We start from the raw sequence: 16,289 nt of genomic DNA on the forward strand, positions 1-16,289 counted from the left end.
CCGGTTAGGTGTTTTTATAGAGTGCCATGCCTTGGTTTGCCAAGGCATCGGCACGTTCATTGCCGGGGTCGCCAGCATGACCTTTTACCCATTTCCATTCAATGGAATGCCTGTTTGCAGCATCTTCGAGCAACTGCCAGAGATCTGCATTTTTGACTGGCTTTTTGGCGGCTGTGCGCCAGCCGTTTTTCTTCCAGCCTTCAATCCATTTGGTAATGCCGTCTCGTACATAAGTACTATCAGTATGCAGATGTACTATGCAGTGACGTTTCAAGGCATTTAATGCTTCAATAGCAGCGGTCAGTTCCATCCGGTTGTTAGTGGTTTCAAACTCGCCACCCGTTAGTTCTCTCTCGTCCGTCCCATAGAGCAGGAGCGCACCCCAGCCTCCAGGGCCTGGATTACCAGAACATGCACCATCTGTATATATTTCAACGATTTTTGATTTAGACGACATAACTGGCCGTATCTTTTACGCTTTGATGAAACTGTAAGCGTTTTAGGTAATCAAGGGGGTCTTTAGGGCGTACAACAGCACCCTTTACAGGGTTTAGCCAGTCGTAGAGGCGTGTGAGCAGAAAACGCAGTGCGGCACCGCGGCACAGAATTGGCAGAGCATCTATTTCAGCAGCACTTAACCGCCTAACGCTGTCATACATTTCGGTAAGTCGCTTAGCACGTGTTGCTTGAAATGTATGATCTGCATCGAAGCACCATGCATTGATGCAAACGGCAATATCGTAGGCTAGCATATCTGTACAGCCAAAATAAAAGTCAATTAGCCCGGTAATTTTAGTGCCTGTGAACAAAACATTGTCAGGGAACAGATCTGCATGAATGTTGCCGGAAGGTAGGTTTGATGGCCAATTGGAAGCGAGATATTCAAGTTCATTAAAAATTATAGTTTTTAAACCGGCTTCAACACTGTCTGCGCCGTTCTGTGTATCGCTCGCAAGCTTTTGCCAGCCCTTAAGGGATAGGTCATTAGGCCGGGTTTGAGTATAAGACTGTAAGCTATTGTGCATCTCAGCCAATGTTTCACCAAGCGCGGCACAGTGTGCATCAGTCATGTGGTTTACACTAACGCCGCGCAAAAAACTGATAAGGCATGCGGGCCGCCCAGAGAGGGTTTGCAGTGAAGCGCCGGTTTTGTCCCTGATGGGCAAGGGGGCAGGCATCCCGTCCGCGGCCAAATGTTCCATCATGTCGAGAAAATAGGGAAGGTCAGCAGGATTTGCGCGCTTTTCGTAAAGTGTCAGAATAAATTGGCCGCCGGTTGTTTCTAATAAATAGTTAGAATTTTCAACACCTTCCGCGATGCCTTTAAAGCTGGTTGCCGTTCCTACATCGTACATGTCAAGAAAGGCGGAAAGAGTATGGTCATCCACCTGAGTATAAACAGCCATCAGGCAACATCCTTCAAGATTGGGGGGACTTTAAAAATGACATTTTCTTCCGCGGTTGTAACCAGCTCAACTGTTGCGATATAATGCTCGCGAATAGCCTCGATAACTTCTTCAACTAATATTTCTGGGGCACTTGCTCCTGCAGATATGCCAACAATTTTTGCGCCTTTTAGCCATGTCCAGTCAAGATCGCTGGCTCGCTGAACAAGTTTAGCTGAGCAGCCTTCTTTTTCACTGACCTCAACAAGCCGGCGACTGTTTGACGAGTTAGGTGCACCTATCACAATAACGCGGTCTGATCTGGTAGCGATAGATTTTACAGCGGTTTGTCTATTTGTTGTGGCATAGCAGATATCTTCTTTTTTCGGGCTTTTTAGCTCAGGAAAACGTTCCTCAAGGCGAGCTACGATATCTGCTGTATCATCAACAGAAAGTGTAGTTTGTGTTACATAGGAAAGCTCAGCATATTTTGCAGGGTCCAGCCTATTAACATCTTCAACGGTTTCAATCAGGCTCATAGAGCCCTCTTCTACTTGGCCCATAGTGCCAATAACTTCGGGGTGGCCAGCATGGCCTATCATCAAAATGTGGCGGCCATTGTCTTTGTGGCGCTCGACCTGCCTGTGCACTTTGGATACAAGCGGACAGGTGGCGTCAACATAGATCATTTTTCGGCGTTCTGCTTCTTCTGGCACTGATTTGGGTACGCCGTGTGCTGAAAACACAACGGGCGAATCTGTTGGTACTTCATCCAGTTCGTCGATAAATATAGCGCCTTGTGCTTCAAGCCCTTCAACCACATAGCGATTATGAACAATTTCATGACGAACATAAACGGGTGCGCCAAACTTTTTAAGGGCAAGCTCAACAATTTTTATTGCACGGTCTACACCTGCACAAAAGCCCCGGGGGTTTGCAAGCAGGATTTGCAGTAGTTCTTTACTTGCCTTTGGCACCTAGTTTCTCCCGTGTGTTCGTATAGCCCTTTGCTAGCCTTCCTTTGAGTTTGGGTCAAGCCGCCGTATGCTTTAAGCCTTACTTTTGTCATGGTCATTGCATATTGCACTTGTCTGGCTTTACAAACAGCGCTTATGGTGGCTTGCGCTTTTCAAACGTTCTTTTTATGATGCCGCCACTACCGGCACTTCTGTAACGTCTGTCCGGTGCTATAAACAGTTGAAAGGGTTTCTATGTTAATGCGTTTTGCTTTTTTGTCAGCGGTTATGCTTTTGGTCGCGGCATGCAATAAAAACCCGCTTGAAGTAACTGTATCCCGGTGTTTTGGTGTTGCTGTGGTGGGGGATGTTGGTACCCTTACTAAGTTTAAGGGGGTAAGCCGCACAACAGCAGATGTTGAATATACAGCTTCCATTATGGATGTAACCAGTAGCTGTGTGGAAGAAGCAGATGTTAAAGCACAATTAGATTTTTATATCGGTGCTCAGGCAGGGCCAGCCCTCGCAAACTCATCCATAACAGTGCCGTATTTTGTGGCAGTAGTTAAAGACAACAGCCAGCTTGTTTCCAAACGCATTTATGATGTGACTTTAAAGTTTGATGGCAGTGGCATTGCCCGTAGCCATGAAATGCTTACACAGCTGATACCTTCAATAGAACAAGCACGGCGCTATAACTATGAACTTTTGGTTGGGTTTCAAGTGGATGCAGACAGCGCTGTCTACAATATGCAGCGCTAACCTTTTAGAGTTTCTGTAAAAATGAGGCTGGAGCATTTGCCCGATTGACTCTTTGGGTTTTGCACCTATTATCCCGCCTACTATCAAGTCACGCAGTTGATAATGATACATCAGCTGTGCCCACTTGCGGGAGAGACCAGTAACTTTACTGGCGCCGAAGGAGCAACCGCCCCGGAAACTCTCAGGCAAAAGGACCGCATGGGTTTGTGACACTCTGGAAAGTAGAGACATAAGCGTTTCTCACCGACGGGGTAAGCTCAAAGCATGTATGCGGTGGGTCAAATCTCTCAGGTTCCGTGACAGAGGGGGCACTTTTGCCGGTTTAACTGGCTGTGTGCCTATGCGGAGAGTGTCTGATGTCTGATGAAAACCTGTTAAAAACTCCTTTATATGACCTGCATGTTGCAGCTGGTGGCAAGATGGTGCCGTTTGCAGGGTATGCCATGCCTGTGCAATATCCCCTTGGTATTATGAAAGAACATATCCATACCCGTGAAAAAGCAGGGTTATTTGATGTGTCGCATATGGGCCAGTGTTACATTCGCTCTACACAGGGAGCAGATCCCGCCAAGGCTCTCGAAAAGCTTATGCCAGGTGCACTCTCAAGCTTATTACCTGGAAAGATGCGTTACACGCTATTGTTGAATGATAAAGGCGGTATTGAAGATGACCTGATGGTCACACGCACGTTTGAGCCAGAAGGTACGCTTTATGTTGTTGTGAACGCGGCATGTAAGGCAAAAGATTATGCCATTATTGAAGAAAAGCTTGGGGCGCAGATCGTTGTTGAGCCTCTTGATGACAGGGCACTACTTGCACTTCAAGGTCCCGCCGCGGAAAGTGTTCTTGCTGCGCTGGCGCCAGAAGTTGCTGATTTGTCTTTTATGGAAGCAACGATGGTGACCCTCGAAGGTGTGGTTTGTTGGGTTTCCCGTTCTGGCTACACGGGTGAAGATGGATATGAAATTTCTGTTCCATCTGAGGAAGCACGTGCTTTTGCCGAGCGGTTACTTCAGAATGAAGCTGTAGAATGGATTGGCTTAGGCGCTCGCGACAGCCTGCGGCTGGAAGCTGGGCTGTGCCTGTCCGGCCACGATTTTAACGCCGATATTAGCCCTGTTGAAGCGAATGTTACCTTTGCCCTTGGTAAAAAGCGCAGGGAAGACGGTGACTTTGTAGGTAGTGAGCGTATCCTAAATGAATTGGCAAATGGTACCTCTAAAAAGCTTGTGGGCATTCAGCCTGAAGGCCGTGCGCCAGCGCGTGAAGGTACGGAAATTGCCGATGCCGATGGTACTATTATAGGTATTGTTACCTCTGGCGGCTTTGGACCTACGATTGGCAGCCCAGTTGCTATGGGGTATGTCCCTGCACAGTATGCAACAGTAGGTACGACAATTAGCCTGATGGTGCGGGGCAAAGCTTTGCCCGCAAAAGTTTCTAAAACCCCTTTTGTACAACAGCGTTATAAACGCAAATCAATTGCCTGATGCGATTTAATATTAAAGGAAAAGTCCATGCTTAAATATACGGAAGATCATGAGTGGATCCTCGTTGAAGGAGATACTGCTACTATCGGTATCACAGACCATGCACAAAGTGCTCTTGGAGATATTGTGTTTGTAGAGCTCCCTGAGATTGGGGTGAGTTTTAGCAAAGGCGATGATGCGGCGGTTGTTGAATCTGTGAAAGCAGCAAGTGAAGTGTATGCCCCAATTTCTGGCGATATTCTTGAGGTTAATACAGACCTGGAAGCAGATCCTGCAATAGTGAACAGTTCGCCGATGGATGATGGCTGGTTTTTTAAAATGAAAATAGCTGATTCAAGCGAACTGGACGACATGATGGATGAGGCTGGTTACGGCGAATATGTTGCCGGGCTTGAATAATATCCGCTTTAAAGATTTTGTTAGGGAGTAGGGCATGCGGTATTTGCCTCTGACCACCACTGACCGGCAGGAAATGCTGGCTAAAATTGGCGTTCGTCATATTGATGAGCTTTTTAAAGATGTGCCTGCAGATTGCCTGAATCCGGATATTGATCTGCCACGCCATAAAACGGAACTAGAGGTCGAAAGACATATGGCGCGTCTTGCAGCTAAAAACGTGGCTGCAGGCAGTGTGCCTTTCTTTGTTGGGGCCGGGGCTTACCGGCATCATGTTCCTGCAACGGTAGATCATATTATTCAGCGCGGCGAATTTCTGACAGCCTATACACCGTATCAGCCTGAAATTGCACAGGGCACACTTCAGTATATCTTTGAATTCCAAACACAGGTGGCTGAACTTACTGGTATGGATGTGGCAAATGCCAGCATGTATGATGGCTCTACGGCGACAGCAGAAGCTGTTATGATGGCCCGCCGTGTAACACGCCGCAAAAAAGCAGTGCTTGCAGGCAGTGTGCATCCGCATTACCGCGCAGTCGTTGAAACAACGACACAGTATACAGATGATGAAATCGTTGTTCAAAAAACACTCCCTGAAAGCCCTGAGGCTGAGCTAAAGGCTGCGATCGATGCCATTGATGAGACAACAAGTTGTGTTGTGTTCCAAAACCCCGGTGTTTGTGGCCACGTTCTGGACCTCACACCGCTTGCTGAAGCTGCGCATGCCAATAAAGCACTGCTCATTGTAGTTGTTAATGAAGTGTTTTCACTTGGTCTGATCGAAAGCCCCGGCGCTATGGGAGCAGACATTGTTGTTGGTGAAGCACAGTCTATTGGTAACGGCCTTAATTTTGGTGGCCCATACCTTGGTATTTTTGCGACCAACCAGAAGTATGTGCGGCAGATGCCAGGCAGGCTTTGTGGTCAAACGGTTGACGCTGAAGGTAAACGCGGATTTGTGCTAACTCTTTCAACACGCGAACAGCATATTCGCCGTGAAAAAGCGACATCAAACATCTGCACGAACTCTGGGCTTTGTTCACTTGCATTCACAATTCATATGACCTTGATGGGGGAAAAGGGCCTTAGAGCTCTTGCTAAACTCAATCATAAAACCGCGTGCGACCTACGAGATGCGTTAAACGGCGTTGCTGGTGTTGAAGTGGTGAACCAGACTTTTTTTAATGAGTTTACGGTTAAGTTGCCTGTGAACGCGGCGGGGCTGGTTGAAGCGCTTGCCGAAAAGGGCATTCTTGCAGGGGTGCCTTTTTCAAGGCTTGACCCAACAGCCGGGCTTGAAAACTATTTGATGCTAGCTGTCACAGAAACTGTAACGCCAGATGATATTGCGGCGCTTGTTGCAGCGCTTGAGGAGACAGTAAAATGAGTATGAACAATCAAGGGCGCCCAACAACTGCCCAAAATGTTGGTACGTCTTTTCAACCGTTTGAGAGCTTTTCTGGCCATCAGGGCCTTAGGCTAGCAGAACCTCTTATTTTTGAATTGGACCGCGCAGATACAACGGGTGTGGACGTGCCAGAAGTTGATGATTTTGAAATGGCCATCGGTGGGTTGGCCCGTAAAACATCGATTGGTTGCCCAGGTTTGCCAGAGCCTGATGCTGTAAGGCACTATACACGCCTTAGCCGCCTTAACTACGGTATTGATATGGGCGTGTTTCCTCTTGGTTCATGTACCATGAAACACAATCCACGCCTGAATGAAAAAATGGCGCGTTTGCCGGGCTTTGGTGACATTCACCCTCTGCAGCCAATTTCTACAGTACAAGGGGCACTGGCCTTGATGGGTGAGTTGTCGCATTGGCTTATGACGATTACCAATATGCCTGCGGTTGCTCTATCCCCAAAAGCTGGTGCGCACGGCGAGCTTTGTGGTGTTATGGCAATTCGGGCTGCCCACGAAGCACGTGGTGATGGCCGGAAAACTATTTTGTGCCCGGAAAGTGCGCACGGCACAAACCCGGCAACAGCTGCTTTTTGCGGGTATGATGTTAAATCTATTCCTGCAAAGTCTAATGGCCGGGTTGATATTGATGCCCTGAAAGCCGCACTTAATGAAACTGTTGCTGCAGTTATGATTACAAACCCCAATACATGCGGTTTGTTTGAAACTGAAGTGAAAGAGATTGCTGACGCTATCCATGCGGCAGGTGCCTATTTTTACTGTGATGGTGCTAACTTTAATGCGATTATGGGTAAGGCTTGCCCCGGTGATCTGGGTGTCGATGCCATGCACTTTAACCTGCATAAAACATTCTCAACACCGCACGGCGGTGGTGGGCCCGGTTCTGGCCCTGTTGTATTCTCTGATGCGCTAAAAGATTTTGCGCCGATGCCGTATGTGGTGAAAGAAAATGACGGTAGCTTGAACCTTAAAGAATGGAAAGCAGACAGTGCTGATACATCTTTGGGCCGCCTTACAGCGTTTCACGGCCAAATGGGTATGTATGTTAGGGCTCTTACCTATATGCTAAGTCACGGCGGTGACGGACTAAAGCAAGCCTCTGAAGATGCTGTGCTGAATGCTAACTACATTAAGGCATCTCTCATGGATGTGATGAGCCTTTCTTATGAAGGGCCGTGCATGCACGAAGCCCTGTTTGATGATAGGTTCTTGAAGGATACTGGTGTTACCACGCTTGACTTTGCCAAGGCGATGATTGACGAGGGCTATCACCCCATGACCATGTATTTCCCACTGGTTGTGCATGGTGCCATGCTCATTGAGCCAACAGAAACCGAATCAAAGTTTAATCTGGATCAGTTTATTCGTTCTATGCGTGGTCTTGCTTCTACGGCTAAAGCTGGTGAAACAGAGCGCTTTGAGGGTGCCCCTTATTATGCACCCCGAAAACGGCTTGATGAAACACAAGCCGCACGGCAACCTGTATTGCGCTATAGCAACAATCAGGAAGCATAGGCACTAATACCTTCCCGGAAGCAAAGAGAAGCGTTTGATCTTTGCTTCCATAGTGCTAGCTTAAGGGCAGTTATGGGAAGGAGTTACTGTGAGCAAACGAATACTTGTTGTAGACGATTCCGCTACAATGCGGGATATGCTGACGCAATATTTGCAAACTGCCGATTATTTGGTCGCTACTGCGAGTAGTCGAGCACAGGCCCTCGAAATACTGAAAACAGAACGATACGATGTTATCGTGACAGATCTCAATATGCCTGAAATGGATGGTTTCGGGCTGATCCAGTCTATATCCGAGCTTGATTGGGATCCGGGGCTTATCATTGTTAGTCATCAGGACGAACGGGCACTTTATAGCGCTCGCGAGCTGGCGCTTGCCTACAGTGTTAATCTGCTTGGGGTTTTAACCAAGCCTATCGACAAAGGCCTATTGCTTAGCACCCTGAATGATGTTGCCAGTATGCGCGACACAGACAAAAAGGGTGCAGAAACGGTTCTGATTGAATCAGAATTTATCCGCGGCCTGCTGACCGATGGCCTTGCACCCGTGTTCCAGCCAAAATTAAATCTGAAAACCAGGAAGGTTGCTGGCGCCGAGGTGTTCGCACGGTGGCGTGCGCCGGGTGGCGGTCTTTTAGGTGCTGGTGCGGTACTACGCATTGCCGAAGAAAAAGGCTTTATGGATGTTTTAACCTACCGCATGATGGAACTGGCTTTAGAGCAGCAAGGCCGGTGGCACAGGCAGGGGCAAGACGTTAAAATTGCCATTAATGTTAGTAGTGAAAACCTGAGAAAAGAAGATTTTGCCGATATTGTATTAGGGCTGACTGACCAGTTTGATGTGAAGCCCGGTATGGTACGCCTTGAATTAAGTGAGTCCGACTTCCATGTTGATGAACGTGTACCGCTAGAGGTGCTTTCGAAGCTGAAGGCCGCAGGTGTTGGTTTATCCCTCGATGATTTTGGAGCGGGTTTTGCGTCCCTTGTACGGTTAAAAACCATTCCCTTTGATGAGCTTATTGTAGACCGTGAATTTGTTGGTCGGGCATTAGAAGATAAAATGGCACGTATTATTCTTGAAAGTGCTATTGATCTTGCACACAAGCTTGATCTTTCGTGTAACTGCGAAGGTATTGAAGATACTGCTCATTTGAAAATGGTGCAGGACTTGGGCGCTGATACAGCGCAAGGCTACCTGATAGGGAAGCCTATGGCGCCAGAAGAGTTCTTGATCTGGTCGGAAGATTTTAATGATGGTGTTCTGACAATTCCTGGCCTTAACATAGCTGAATAATTTATTTGTTCTCTTTTTGTTCTTATGCTATTCTTCTAGAATGACAGCGAAAGATAACATTATCCGTTCCCATACTTTCCCCCGGCCTTATAAAGGCCGGGGAGCCATTTCTAATGCGTCTGGGCGGTTTGAAGCATATCAGCGGGAAGTTATCGAAGACGGTTATCTCGGTGAGGATATTCATGCTCCTAAAACATTGGTAACGGAAGAAAATGCACGACACATTCTAACAAAAAACACATCGCCGGATATTCCTTTTGATCGCTCTGTCAATGCCTATCGGGGCTGTGAACATGGCTGTGTTTACTGTTTTGCAAGGCCTAGCCATACTTATATGGGGCTTTCAGCAGGCCTTGATTTTGAAACACAGCTTTTTGCCAAGCCAAATGCTCCGGCACTTTTAGCGGCTGAAATTTCCAAGCCGGGGTATGTAGCCCGTCCCATTGCCATGGGTACCAATACCGACCCTTATCAGCCTATTGAGAAAGAGCGTCAAATTACCCGCGAAATGCTTAAGGTGTTAGCGGCACATGATCACCCGGTAACTATTTTAACGAAGTCACGCCTTATTGTGCGAGACCTTGATATTTTGGCTCCGATGGCAGAGCGGGGGTTAGTGAAAGCTGGTTTATCAATCACAACACTGGACCGCCGTTTGGCACGGCTTTTAGAGCCCCGGGCTGCTATGCCGCAGCGTCGGTTAGATGCTGTAAAGCTTTTAACAGATGCAGGTGTGCCCACGACAGTTATGTTTGCACCCGTTATACCGGCGATTAACGATCATGAAATGGAGGCGGTTTTAGCAGCAGCGGCGCATGCTGGCGCAACCGAAGCGGCTTACATTTTATTACGATTGCCCCGTGAAGTAGCTGGCCTCTTTAGTGAATGGCTTGAAACACATTTCCCTGACAGAAAAAAGCGTGTGTTGAACAGGCTTATGGTTCTTAAAGGCGGTAGGCTTAATGACCCTCGTTTCAAACACCGCATGAAAGGGCAGGGGTTGGAAGCAGACTTGCTACAACAGCGGTTTAGCGGTTTATGTCGGCGCTTGCGGCTAAATGAAGGGCGTGTATCTGTTGATGTTACGCAGTTTAAGCCTGCAAATGTTAAAAACACTCAGTATAATTTATTTGATCAAATAGCGCAGATGCACTGAATGACAGACAAGGCCTGTCATTCAATGCGCTATTGTTAGGCCAGTTTCATCAGCATATCTTTTGTATAAGACAAAAGATCATCTGTGTTTTGGCTCTGGATTTTTTGCGGCCATTCAGGGTTTGCAATAAGCGCGCGGCCAACAGCAACCAAATCAAACTCATCATGTGACAGGCGTTCAATCAGGTTATCAATACTTGCAGGTTTAGCATCGTTGAAGTCTTTTTTGCCTTCTTCTGTAAAGACTGCGTCAAGCCCTACACTGCCAACTGTGATGGTTGGTTTGCCTGTTATTTTTTTAGCCCAGCCTGCAAGGTTAAGGGAGCTGCCTTCAAATTCAGGTTCCCAGAACCGGCGTGAAGAGCAATGGAAAATATCTACGCCAGCTTCCGTGAAGGGTGCAAGAAACTCTTCCATTTCGGCAGGGGTTGTTACAAGGCGCACGGAATAGTCTTGCTGTTTCCACTGTGACCACCGCAGCATAACTGGAAAATCAGGTCCTACTTCTGCCCGTATGGCTTTTACAATCTCAGTAACAAAACGTGTTCTTTTAATGAGAGAGCCACCCCATGCATCTGTACGTTCATTGAGGCCAGCCCATAGGAACTGGTCTAGAAGATAACCATGGGCACCGTGTATCTCAACGCCGTCAAAGCCTATGGATTTTGCATCTTTGGCTGCTTTAGCAAAGGACGCAATAACATCGGCTATATCTTCTTCTGTCATAACATGGCAGCGTTTCTTGCCTGGCATAACTAGCCCTGAAGGGCCAAAGCCTGGAACTTCTGGGTCTGGTTCAACGCCGGTTTTTCTAATGGATCCGACATGCCACAACTGCGGCATGATTTTACCGCCCTCTGCATGCACGGCGTCTACAACCTTTTTCCAGCCAGCAAGGGCGTCATCACCCGCAATGAAGGGAATATTAGGATACCCATTTGCAGCCTTGTGGCCCACGCAGGTGCCTTCTGTGATGATAAGGCCAACACCGCCTGCTGCACGCTTCCTATAATATTCGATATTCAGGTCGTTAGGAACATTGCCGGGGGAAAACTGCCTTGTCATGGGGGCCATAACAATGCGGTTGTTAAGTGATAAATTAGCCGTTTCAAACGGTTTGAACAAAAGGCTGGTATCCATTATGTGATGATCCCTTATATAATTTGGCGTTTTATAATAGATAGCCTTAGATGGTAGATGTTCAAGAAAAGGAATTTTTGCTTAACTGGCAAGCTTTTCTTCGAGCATATAGTTCCATCACAAATACGTCAGGCATCTTGCTTATTATCTGATATCTGCCAATGTTGAGTTTCCTGTTCATGGAGAGATAAAATGATTAAAAAACTATATGTTGCGATGCTCTGCATGGTTATTTCGTCCCCTGTTTTGGCGGAAGACAGCGTGTATGATTTTAACCTTACATCTATTGATTATACCGAGATGCCGTTAGAGCAGTATCATGGGAAGGCAATTTTGCTGGTTAATACAGCATCGCAGTGTGGTTTTACGCCCCAGTATGAAGGACTGCAAGCCTTGTGGGAAAACTACCGGGATAAAGGCCTTATTGTTTTAGGTGTGCCGTCAAACGATTTCGGAGGGCAAGAGCCAGATAGTGAAGACGATATTAAAGAGTTTTGCACTATCAACTTTGATGTTGATTTTCCGATGACGAAAAAAATGGTTGTGAGTGGTAAAGAAGGTAATGCAGCTATTTATGACTGGCTCGCAGGGGAGTTGGGCGATGCTTCCCGCCCAAAGTGGAATTTTCATAAGTATCTTATTTCGCCAGAAGGCACGCCTGTTGCTTATTTCCCAAGTCAGGTAACGCCTGATTCTGAAAAACTTCTTGCGGCTATTGATGCTGTCCTGAAGTAAATCAGGACAGCAGTTCGGCAGCAATGTCTTTGATAGGCTTGCTGTCGTCAGCCAGCTTTTCTGCGTCAACATCAACTTTGGCAGCAATTAGCTTTTTAGCCTGCATAAACTCACCCATCCGACCAACACAGTCTGCAGCAATCAGTTTGCCTTCTTTTAAATAGAAGAAAGCAACGGAACGCTCAGAGGGAGAGCCACGTGTGATTAGGGTATCAAATCCGGCAGAGAGGCCTGCAATTTGTAGCTTCATGCTATACTGGTCTGACCAGAACCAAGGCAAGGCGTCATAGACAGCCTCTTCGCCAAACATGTGGCCAACAGCAACTTTTGCCTGATCTACAGCATTTTGAACTGATTCGAGGCGCATATCACGCTCATAAAGCACATTATGATGCCATGTTACATCGCCGATAGCATAAATGTCAGGATCACTTGTTTGGCAAAAACCATTTACCTCAATCCCCATTTGAGCAACTTTAATATCTGCAGCAGTTGCCAGCTCAGTGCTAGCAATCAGGCCAATACCTGCGACAATAACATCAGCTTCAAACCGGTTGCCGTCAGCCGTCATCACAGCTTCTACACGGCCTGTGCCTTCAATTGATGTAACCATCTGGTCTGTAAGAATGGTGACCCCTTCCTCTGAATGTACATCGGCATAAAACCGCGAGACTTCAGGGGCAACGACGCGGGCCAAAATTCGGTCCATTGCTTCAAGAACTGTTACTTTTTTGCCAAGCTTTCGTGCAACTGCGGCTATCTCCAGTCCAATGTAGCCGCCGCCTACAACTAGTAACTTTTCAGCACTTTCAAATTCAGGGCGCAGGGCATCTGTGTCAGCCTGTGTTCGAACATAGTGGATGCCCGCAAGGTCGGCACCCGGACATGAAAGCTTGCGCGGCTGGCCCCCTGTTGCGAGAATAAGTTTATCATAAGGGACGGTCTCACCGCTTGAAAGGCTTACAGTTTTATCTGTGCGGTTAATTTTTTCTGCACGTGTGCCAAGCTTCAGGGTTACTCCTGCACCCTCATACGCAGCTTCGCGCAGGATAGGTAGACGCTCTGCAGCCAAATCGCCTGATAGGTAGGCTTTTGATAGTGGTGGGCGCTGGTAGGGCACAACAGGCTCTTCGCTGATTAGGGTGACAGTGCCTTCAAACTTTTTTTGTTTCAGTGATGTAACAGCCTGAGCAGCCGCATGACCACCGCCAACAATAACAATATTTTGCATATCAAAAACCCCTGAGTGGCATATCTTTTGGTCGAGTGAGCCAGTTATCTGCAGGATAATGGGTGGTTTTGTCAATGATGTGCAGTGTAAAAGCATGTCGTGAGTGTGCAGATTTATTTGCATAGGACATATGGGGGAACAGACCGCCAAATACAATTACACTGCCTTTTGTGACTTCAAGCGGGATTTTTTTGCCTTCGTCGTAGGGGGTATCGTCCAGTATTTCTGTCCATGTTTGGTTGGTTTCTGGATCGCGCCGAAAAGCGGCTTTTAGTCCACCTTGCTTATGGCCTCCTGGAATACCCCAGAGGCAGCCATTTTCTATTGTGGCATCTTCAAGGGCAACCCAAAGGCCAATGCACGACTGTGGTTCTGTGCGCAAGTAGGTGGCATCCTGATGGCACACGACTTCACCGCCTATTTGAGGTTGCTTGAAAATATACATAGATTGCAACAATAAAGGGTCAACAAGTCCTAGGCCTTTTGTAATGGTTTCAAATGCTGGCTGCCTGCAAAAATCATTGAATACAGGGTCCAGGTCGTGCATTGCGTGTCCTGCTTTGTTTAAGGCAAGATCTATTGGCTTTTGTAATTGGCCAACTTTGTCAAAAACACCTTCTTCAAAGAAAAAGTGTATTTTGTGACCTGATTCGAGAAAGTAGCTTTCTTGTGCATGTGCTTCTGATGTTGAGGAAAAAACAGTTCTGTGTTCTGTGACATCAAAGTCTTGCACTAGTTTTGCCATTTGTTGGCGCAGGATATCGCAGGTATCAGCGCTGACCAAGTGCTCAAGAACAAGGACACCTTGGTCTTTATAGCATGTAAGCATTTCGGGTGTTATTTTGGTGAAGTTACGTGCATTGAAACGGGGGATCATCCGTGTCTCCAGACGTTGTGCCCGCCGATTAGACACGTGTCTGACGGAGGTTGATTAAGGCACACCGGTATTTCCAGTAATCAATCATATGCGTTGAGTGTGGTCAAGCCTTGCACAATGCTGCTGCGCTGGGGTACTGATGGTGCATATTCATGGGAGATACATAAAGTGGCGCTGGCAGACATAGTATTTGGAGCAGGCATTCTTGTTATGGTGCTGTTGATCGTGGCTGTTATGCGGCAAGTTTCTGTTTTAAGGGCATCCTTAAAAGATGGCGATAATGCTGATAATTTAATTCGCATTGAAACCCGTATCACCGAAATGGCCTTTCAGGCTGAGCGCCGGGAAACTGCTATGCGTGAAGAGCTGCGCATAAACCGCGAGGAGAACGGAAAGGCGATACTCGGCCTCGGCGAAACGGTGCGGAAATTGGGGGCTGATCAGTCCGCACAGCAGCAGCAGTTTCGCGACAAGCTAGATGAAAAAATGAAAGAGCTACGCACAGAAAACAGCCAGAAGCTGGATGAGATGCGTAAAACAGTGGATGAAAAGCTTCAAACTACGCTGGAAAAACGCTTAAGCGAGAGCTTTAAGTCTGTTTCAGAACGGCTTGAAGCCGTGCAGCGCGGTCTTGGTGAAATGCAGAACCTTGCAATTGGTGTTGGTGACTTGAAACGTGTGCTGACGAATGTAAAATCACGTGGCACATTTGGCGAAGTGCAGCTTGGTTTACTTATTGAAGACTTCCTTACCCCAGACCAGTTTATCTATAATTATGATTGCGGTAAGCAGACGGGTACGCAGCGTGTGGAATATGGTATCCGCATGCCGGGGGCAGAGCCAAGATTTTTGCCTGTGGATTCTAAATTCCCGACAGAGGATTATGAGCGCCTTTTAGGGGCTGTGGAAATTGGTGATAAGCTCGGTATCGACGCTGCAACCAAAGATTTGGTGAAACAGATAAAGGGCTTTGCCAAAGATATTTCACAAAAATATATCAACCCGCCTCATACTACTACGGAAGCTATCTTGTTTTTGCCAACAGAGGGTTTGTATGCGGAAGTACTACGGACAGCAGGGCTAATGGAAAGCCTGCAGCGTGACTATTCTGTCACCGTAACGGGGCCAACAAACTTTCAGGTTCTTCTCAGCACATTCCGCATGGGCTATCAGCAGGCAGTGATGCAGGAACAGGCAAGTGAAGTGTGGAAAGTGTTGGGGGCTGTGAAGCTTGAGTTTACCAAGTTTGGTTCGGATGTGGAGAAAATTGGCAAACAATTGAATGCTGCAGTTAACCAAACTGAAGAGATACAGAAGCGCAAGCGCATGATGCTGCGTGCTCTCAAGTCTGTTGAAGCTGTGGATGACCAAACTTCGGCAGCTCTGCTGGAAGATACATCCGAATAAGTTTATACATTTCAAATATCCGGGCACCCCAAATATCTGCACATCAAACAACAGGCTATATCAGCTATGACATTCTGTCGCACTTGGTCTGATTAGCGCTGAATAGTGCAAAATTTGCGACGAGGGGAGTTGAACCCCGCGGAGGAATACCTACATATATTTCGTACAATAAAGGACACTACCGGATAACAAGGCAGTGCCAATACGACAGATCAGATAATTGCGCATACGGCGAATTATTTTATAGATAAAAAGGATAGAAATATGTTTACGAATTTATTGTTAGCTCCATCTGGCAAAGCTGTTCTTAATCCCTCGGTAGCATCTGGTGCGCGATCATGGCGTCGGCACCGTCGTGCCCAGCGCCGGGTTGCAAGCATGTTTGCAGCATAAGTTTCTGTTGGCCTATACCGCAGGCATTTGTTCCTCCCCCCCCTACGGGTGCTTGCAATGGTTAACAGAGGGCCGGACTCTTTATCGACACCTCCTAGCCCCCAAAAGCGATAAGGTCCGGCCAC

16 protein-coding genes and 1 riboswitch are annotated in these 16,289 nt (G+C 47.3%); of the genes, 10 read left to right on the top strand and 6 right to left on the bottom strand.

Annotated elements, in window-relative coordinates; genetic code table 11:
* Positions 1-4 precede the first annotated feature (4 nt).
* Genes rnhA through ispH form a run of 3 tightly spaced genes read right to left on the bottom strand, consistent with a single transcriptional unit; the run spans position 5 to position 2,362 of the window.
* Complete coding sequence (gene rnhA, locus ICL80_RS08115; RefSeq protein ID WP_194215595.1) at positions 5-457, bottom strand: ribonuclease HI; 453 nt, start codon at positions 455-457, stop codon at positions 5-7.
* Positions 447-1,406, bottom strand: a complete 960-nt coding sequence (locus tag ICL80_RS08120; protein ID WP_194215596.1) for a homoserine kinase — start codon at positions 1,404-1,406, stop codon at positions 447-449. Before ICL80_RS08120 ends, rnhA begins: the two co-directional genes overlap by 11 nt.
* Entirely contained in the window at positions 1,406-2,362 is a 957-nt protein-coding gene (gene ispH, locus ICL80_RS08125; protein ID WP_194215597.1) for a 4-hydroxy-3-methylbut-2-enyl diphosphate reductase, read from the bottom strand. Before ispH ends, ICL80_RS08120 begins: the two co-directional genes overlap by 1 nt.
* A 240-nt stretch (positions 2,363-2,602) precedes the next feature.
* On the opposite strand from ispH, the gene ICL80_RS08130 reads away from it, so the two are divergent.
* The 7 genes from ICL80_RS08130 (at position 2,603) to ICL80_RS08160 (ending at position 10,382) form a co-directional block, all read left to right on the top strand.
* The gene (locus ICL80_RS08130) at positions 2,603-3,103 is read left to right on the top strand and encodes a hypothetical protein (protein ID WP_194215598.1); all 501 of its coding nucleotides are present in this window, start codon (positions 2,603-2,605) and stop codon (positions 3,101-3,103) included.
* A 117-nt stretch (positions 3,104-3,220) separates the two neighbouring features.
* Positions 3,221-3,310: riboswitch (glycine riboswitch) on the top strand.
* Between the two features lie 149 nt (positions 3,311-3,459).
* The gene (gcvT, locus tag ICL80_RS08135; protein ID WP_194215599.1) at positions 3,460-4,593 is read left to right on the top strand and encodes a glycine cleavage system aminomethyltransferase GcvT; all 1,134 of its coding nucleotides are present in this window, start codon (positions 3,460-3,462) and stop codon (positions 4,591-4,593) included.
* 27 nt (positions 4,594-4,620) lie between these two features.
* Positions 4,621-4,992 (top strand): glycine cleavage system protein GcvH, encoded by a 372-nt coding sequence (gcvH, locus tag ICL80_RS08140; RefSeq protein WP_194215600.1) that lies wholly within the window; start codon positions 4,621-4,623, stop codon positions 4,990-4,992.
* A gap of 34 nt (positions 4,993-5,026) precedes the next feature.
* Complete coding sequence (gene gcvPA, locus ICL80_RS08145; RefSeq protein ID WP_194215601.1) at positions 5,027-6,379, top strand: aminomethyl-transferring glycine dehydrogenase subunit GcvPA; 1,353 nt, start codon at positions 5,027-5,029, stop codon at positions 6,377-6,379.
* Entirely contained in the window at positions 6,376-7,932 is a 1,557-nt protein-coding gene (gcvPB, locus tag ICL80_RS08150) for an aminomethyl-transferring glycine dehydrogenase subunit GcvPB (protein ID WP_194215602.1), read from the top strand. The genes gcvPA and gcvPB overlap by 4 nt, the downstream gene beginning before the upstream one ends.
* An 88-nt stretch (positions 7,933-8,020) precedes the next feature.
* Positions 8,021-9,226 (top strand): EAL domain-containing response regulator, encoded by a 1,206-nt coding sequence (locus ICL80_RS08155; protein WP_194215603.1) that lies wholly within the window; start codon positions 8,021-8,023, stop codon positions 9,224-9,226.
* 40 nt (positions 9,227-9,266) lie between these two features.
* Positions 9,267-10,382 carry a PA0069 family radical SAM protein gene (locus ICL80_RS08160; protein ID WP_194215604.1) on the top strand — a complete coding sequence of 372 codons (1,116 nt, stop codon included), beginning with the start codon at positions 9,267-9,269 and terminating at the stop codon, positions 10,380-10,382.
* Between the two features lie 35 nt (positions 10,383-10,417).
* On the opposite strand, the gene ICL80_RS08165 is transcribed toward ICL80_RS08160, so the two are convergent.
* Positions 10,418-11,521 carry an NADH:flavin oxidoreductase gene (locus tag ICL80_RS08165; RefSeq protein WP_194215605.1) on the bottom strand — a complete coding sequence of 368 codons (1,104 nt, stop codon included), beginning with the start codon at positions 11,519-11,521 and terminating at the stop codon, positions 10,418-10,420.
* A gap of 192 nt (positions 11,522-11,713) precedes the next feature.
* Here ICL80_RS08165 and ICL80_RS08170 point away from each other — a divergent pair, with 192 nt between their 5' ends.
* Entirely contained in the window at positions 11,714-12,256 is a 543-nt protein-coding gene (locus tag ICL80_RS08170) for a glutathione peroxidase (protein WP_194215606.1), read from the top strand.
* A 1-nt stretch (position 12,257) separates the two neighbouring features.
* Here ICL80_RS08170 and ICL80_RS08175 read toward each other — a convergent pair whose 3' ends face one another.
* The gene (locus ICL80_RS08175) at positions 12,258-13,487 is read right to left on the bottom strand and encodes an NAD(P)/FAD-dependent oxidoreductase (protein ID WP_194215607.1); all 1,230 of its coding nucleotides are present in this window, start codon (positions 13,485-13,487) and stop codon (positions 12,258-12,260) included.
* A 1-nt stretch (position 13,488) separates the two neighbouring features.
* Positions 13,489-14,364 carry a phytanoyl-CoA dioxygenase family protein gene (locus tag ICL80_RS08180; RefSeq protein ID WP_194215608.1) on the bottom strand — a complete coding sequence of 292 codons (876 nt, stop codon included), beginning with the start codon at positions 14,362-14,364 and terminating at the stop codon, positions 13,489-13,491.
* Positions 14,365-14,532: 168 nt separating this feature from the next.
* On the opposite strand from ICL80_RS08180, the gene ICL80_RS08185 reads away from it, so the two are divergent.
* Together ICL80_RS08185 and ICL80_RS18195 are read left to right on the top strand one after the other, a co-directional pair.
* A complete protein-coding gene (locus ICL80_RS08185) occupies positions 14,533-15,771 on the top strand; it encodes a DNA recombination protein RmuC (protein WP_194215609.1) in 1,239 nt (412 codons plus the stop codon).
* Between the two features lie 264 nt (positions 15,772-16,035).
* Positions 16,036-16,164 carry a hypothetical protein gene (locus ICL80_RS18195; RefSeq protein WP_265588840.1) on the top strand — a complete coding sequence of 43 codons (129 nt, stop codon included), beginning with the start codon at positions 16,036-16,038 and terminating at the stop codon, positions 16,162-16,164.
* Positions 16,165-16,289: the final 125 nt, after the last annotated feature.

The organism is Kordiimonas pumila (assembly GCF_015240255.1).
GTDB lineage: Bacteria > Pseudomonadota > Alphaproteobacteria > Sphingomonadales > Kordiimonadaceae > Kordiimonas > Kordiimonas pumila.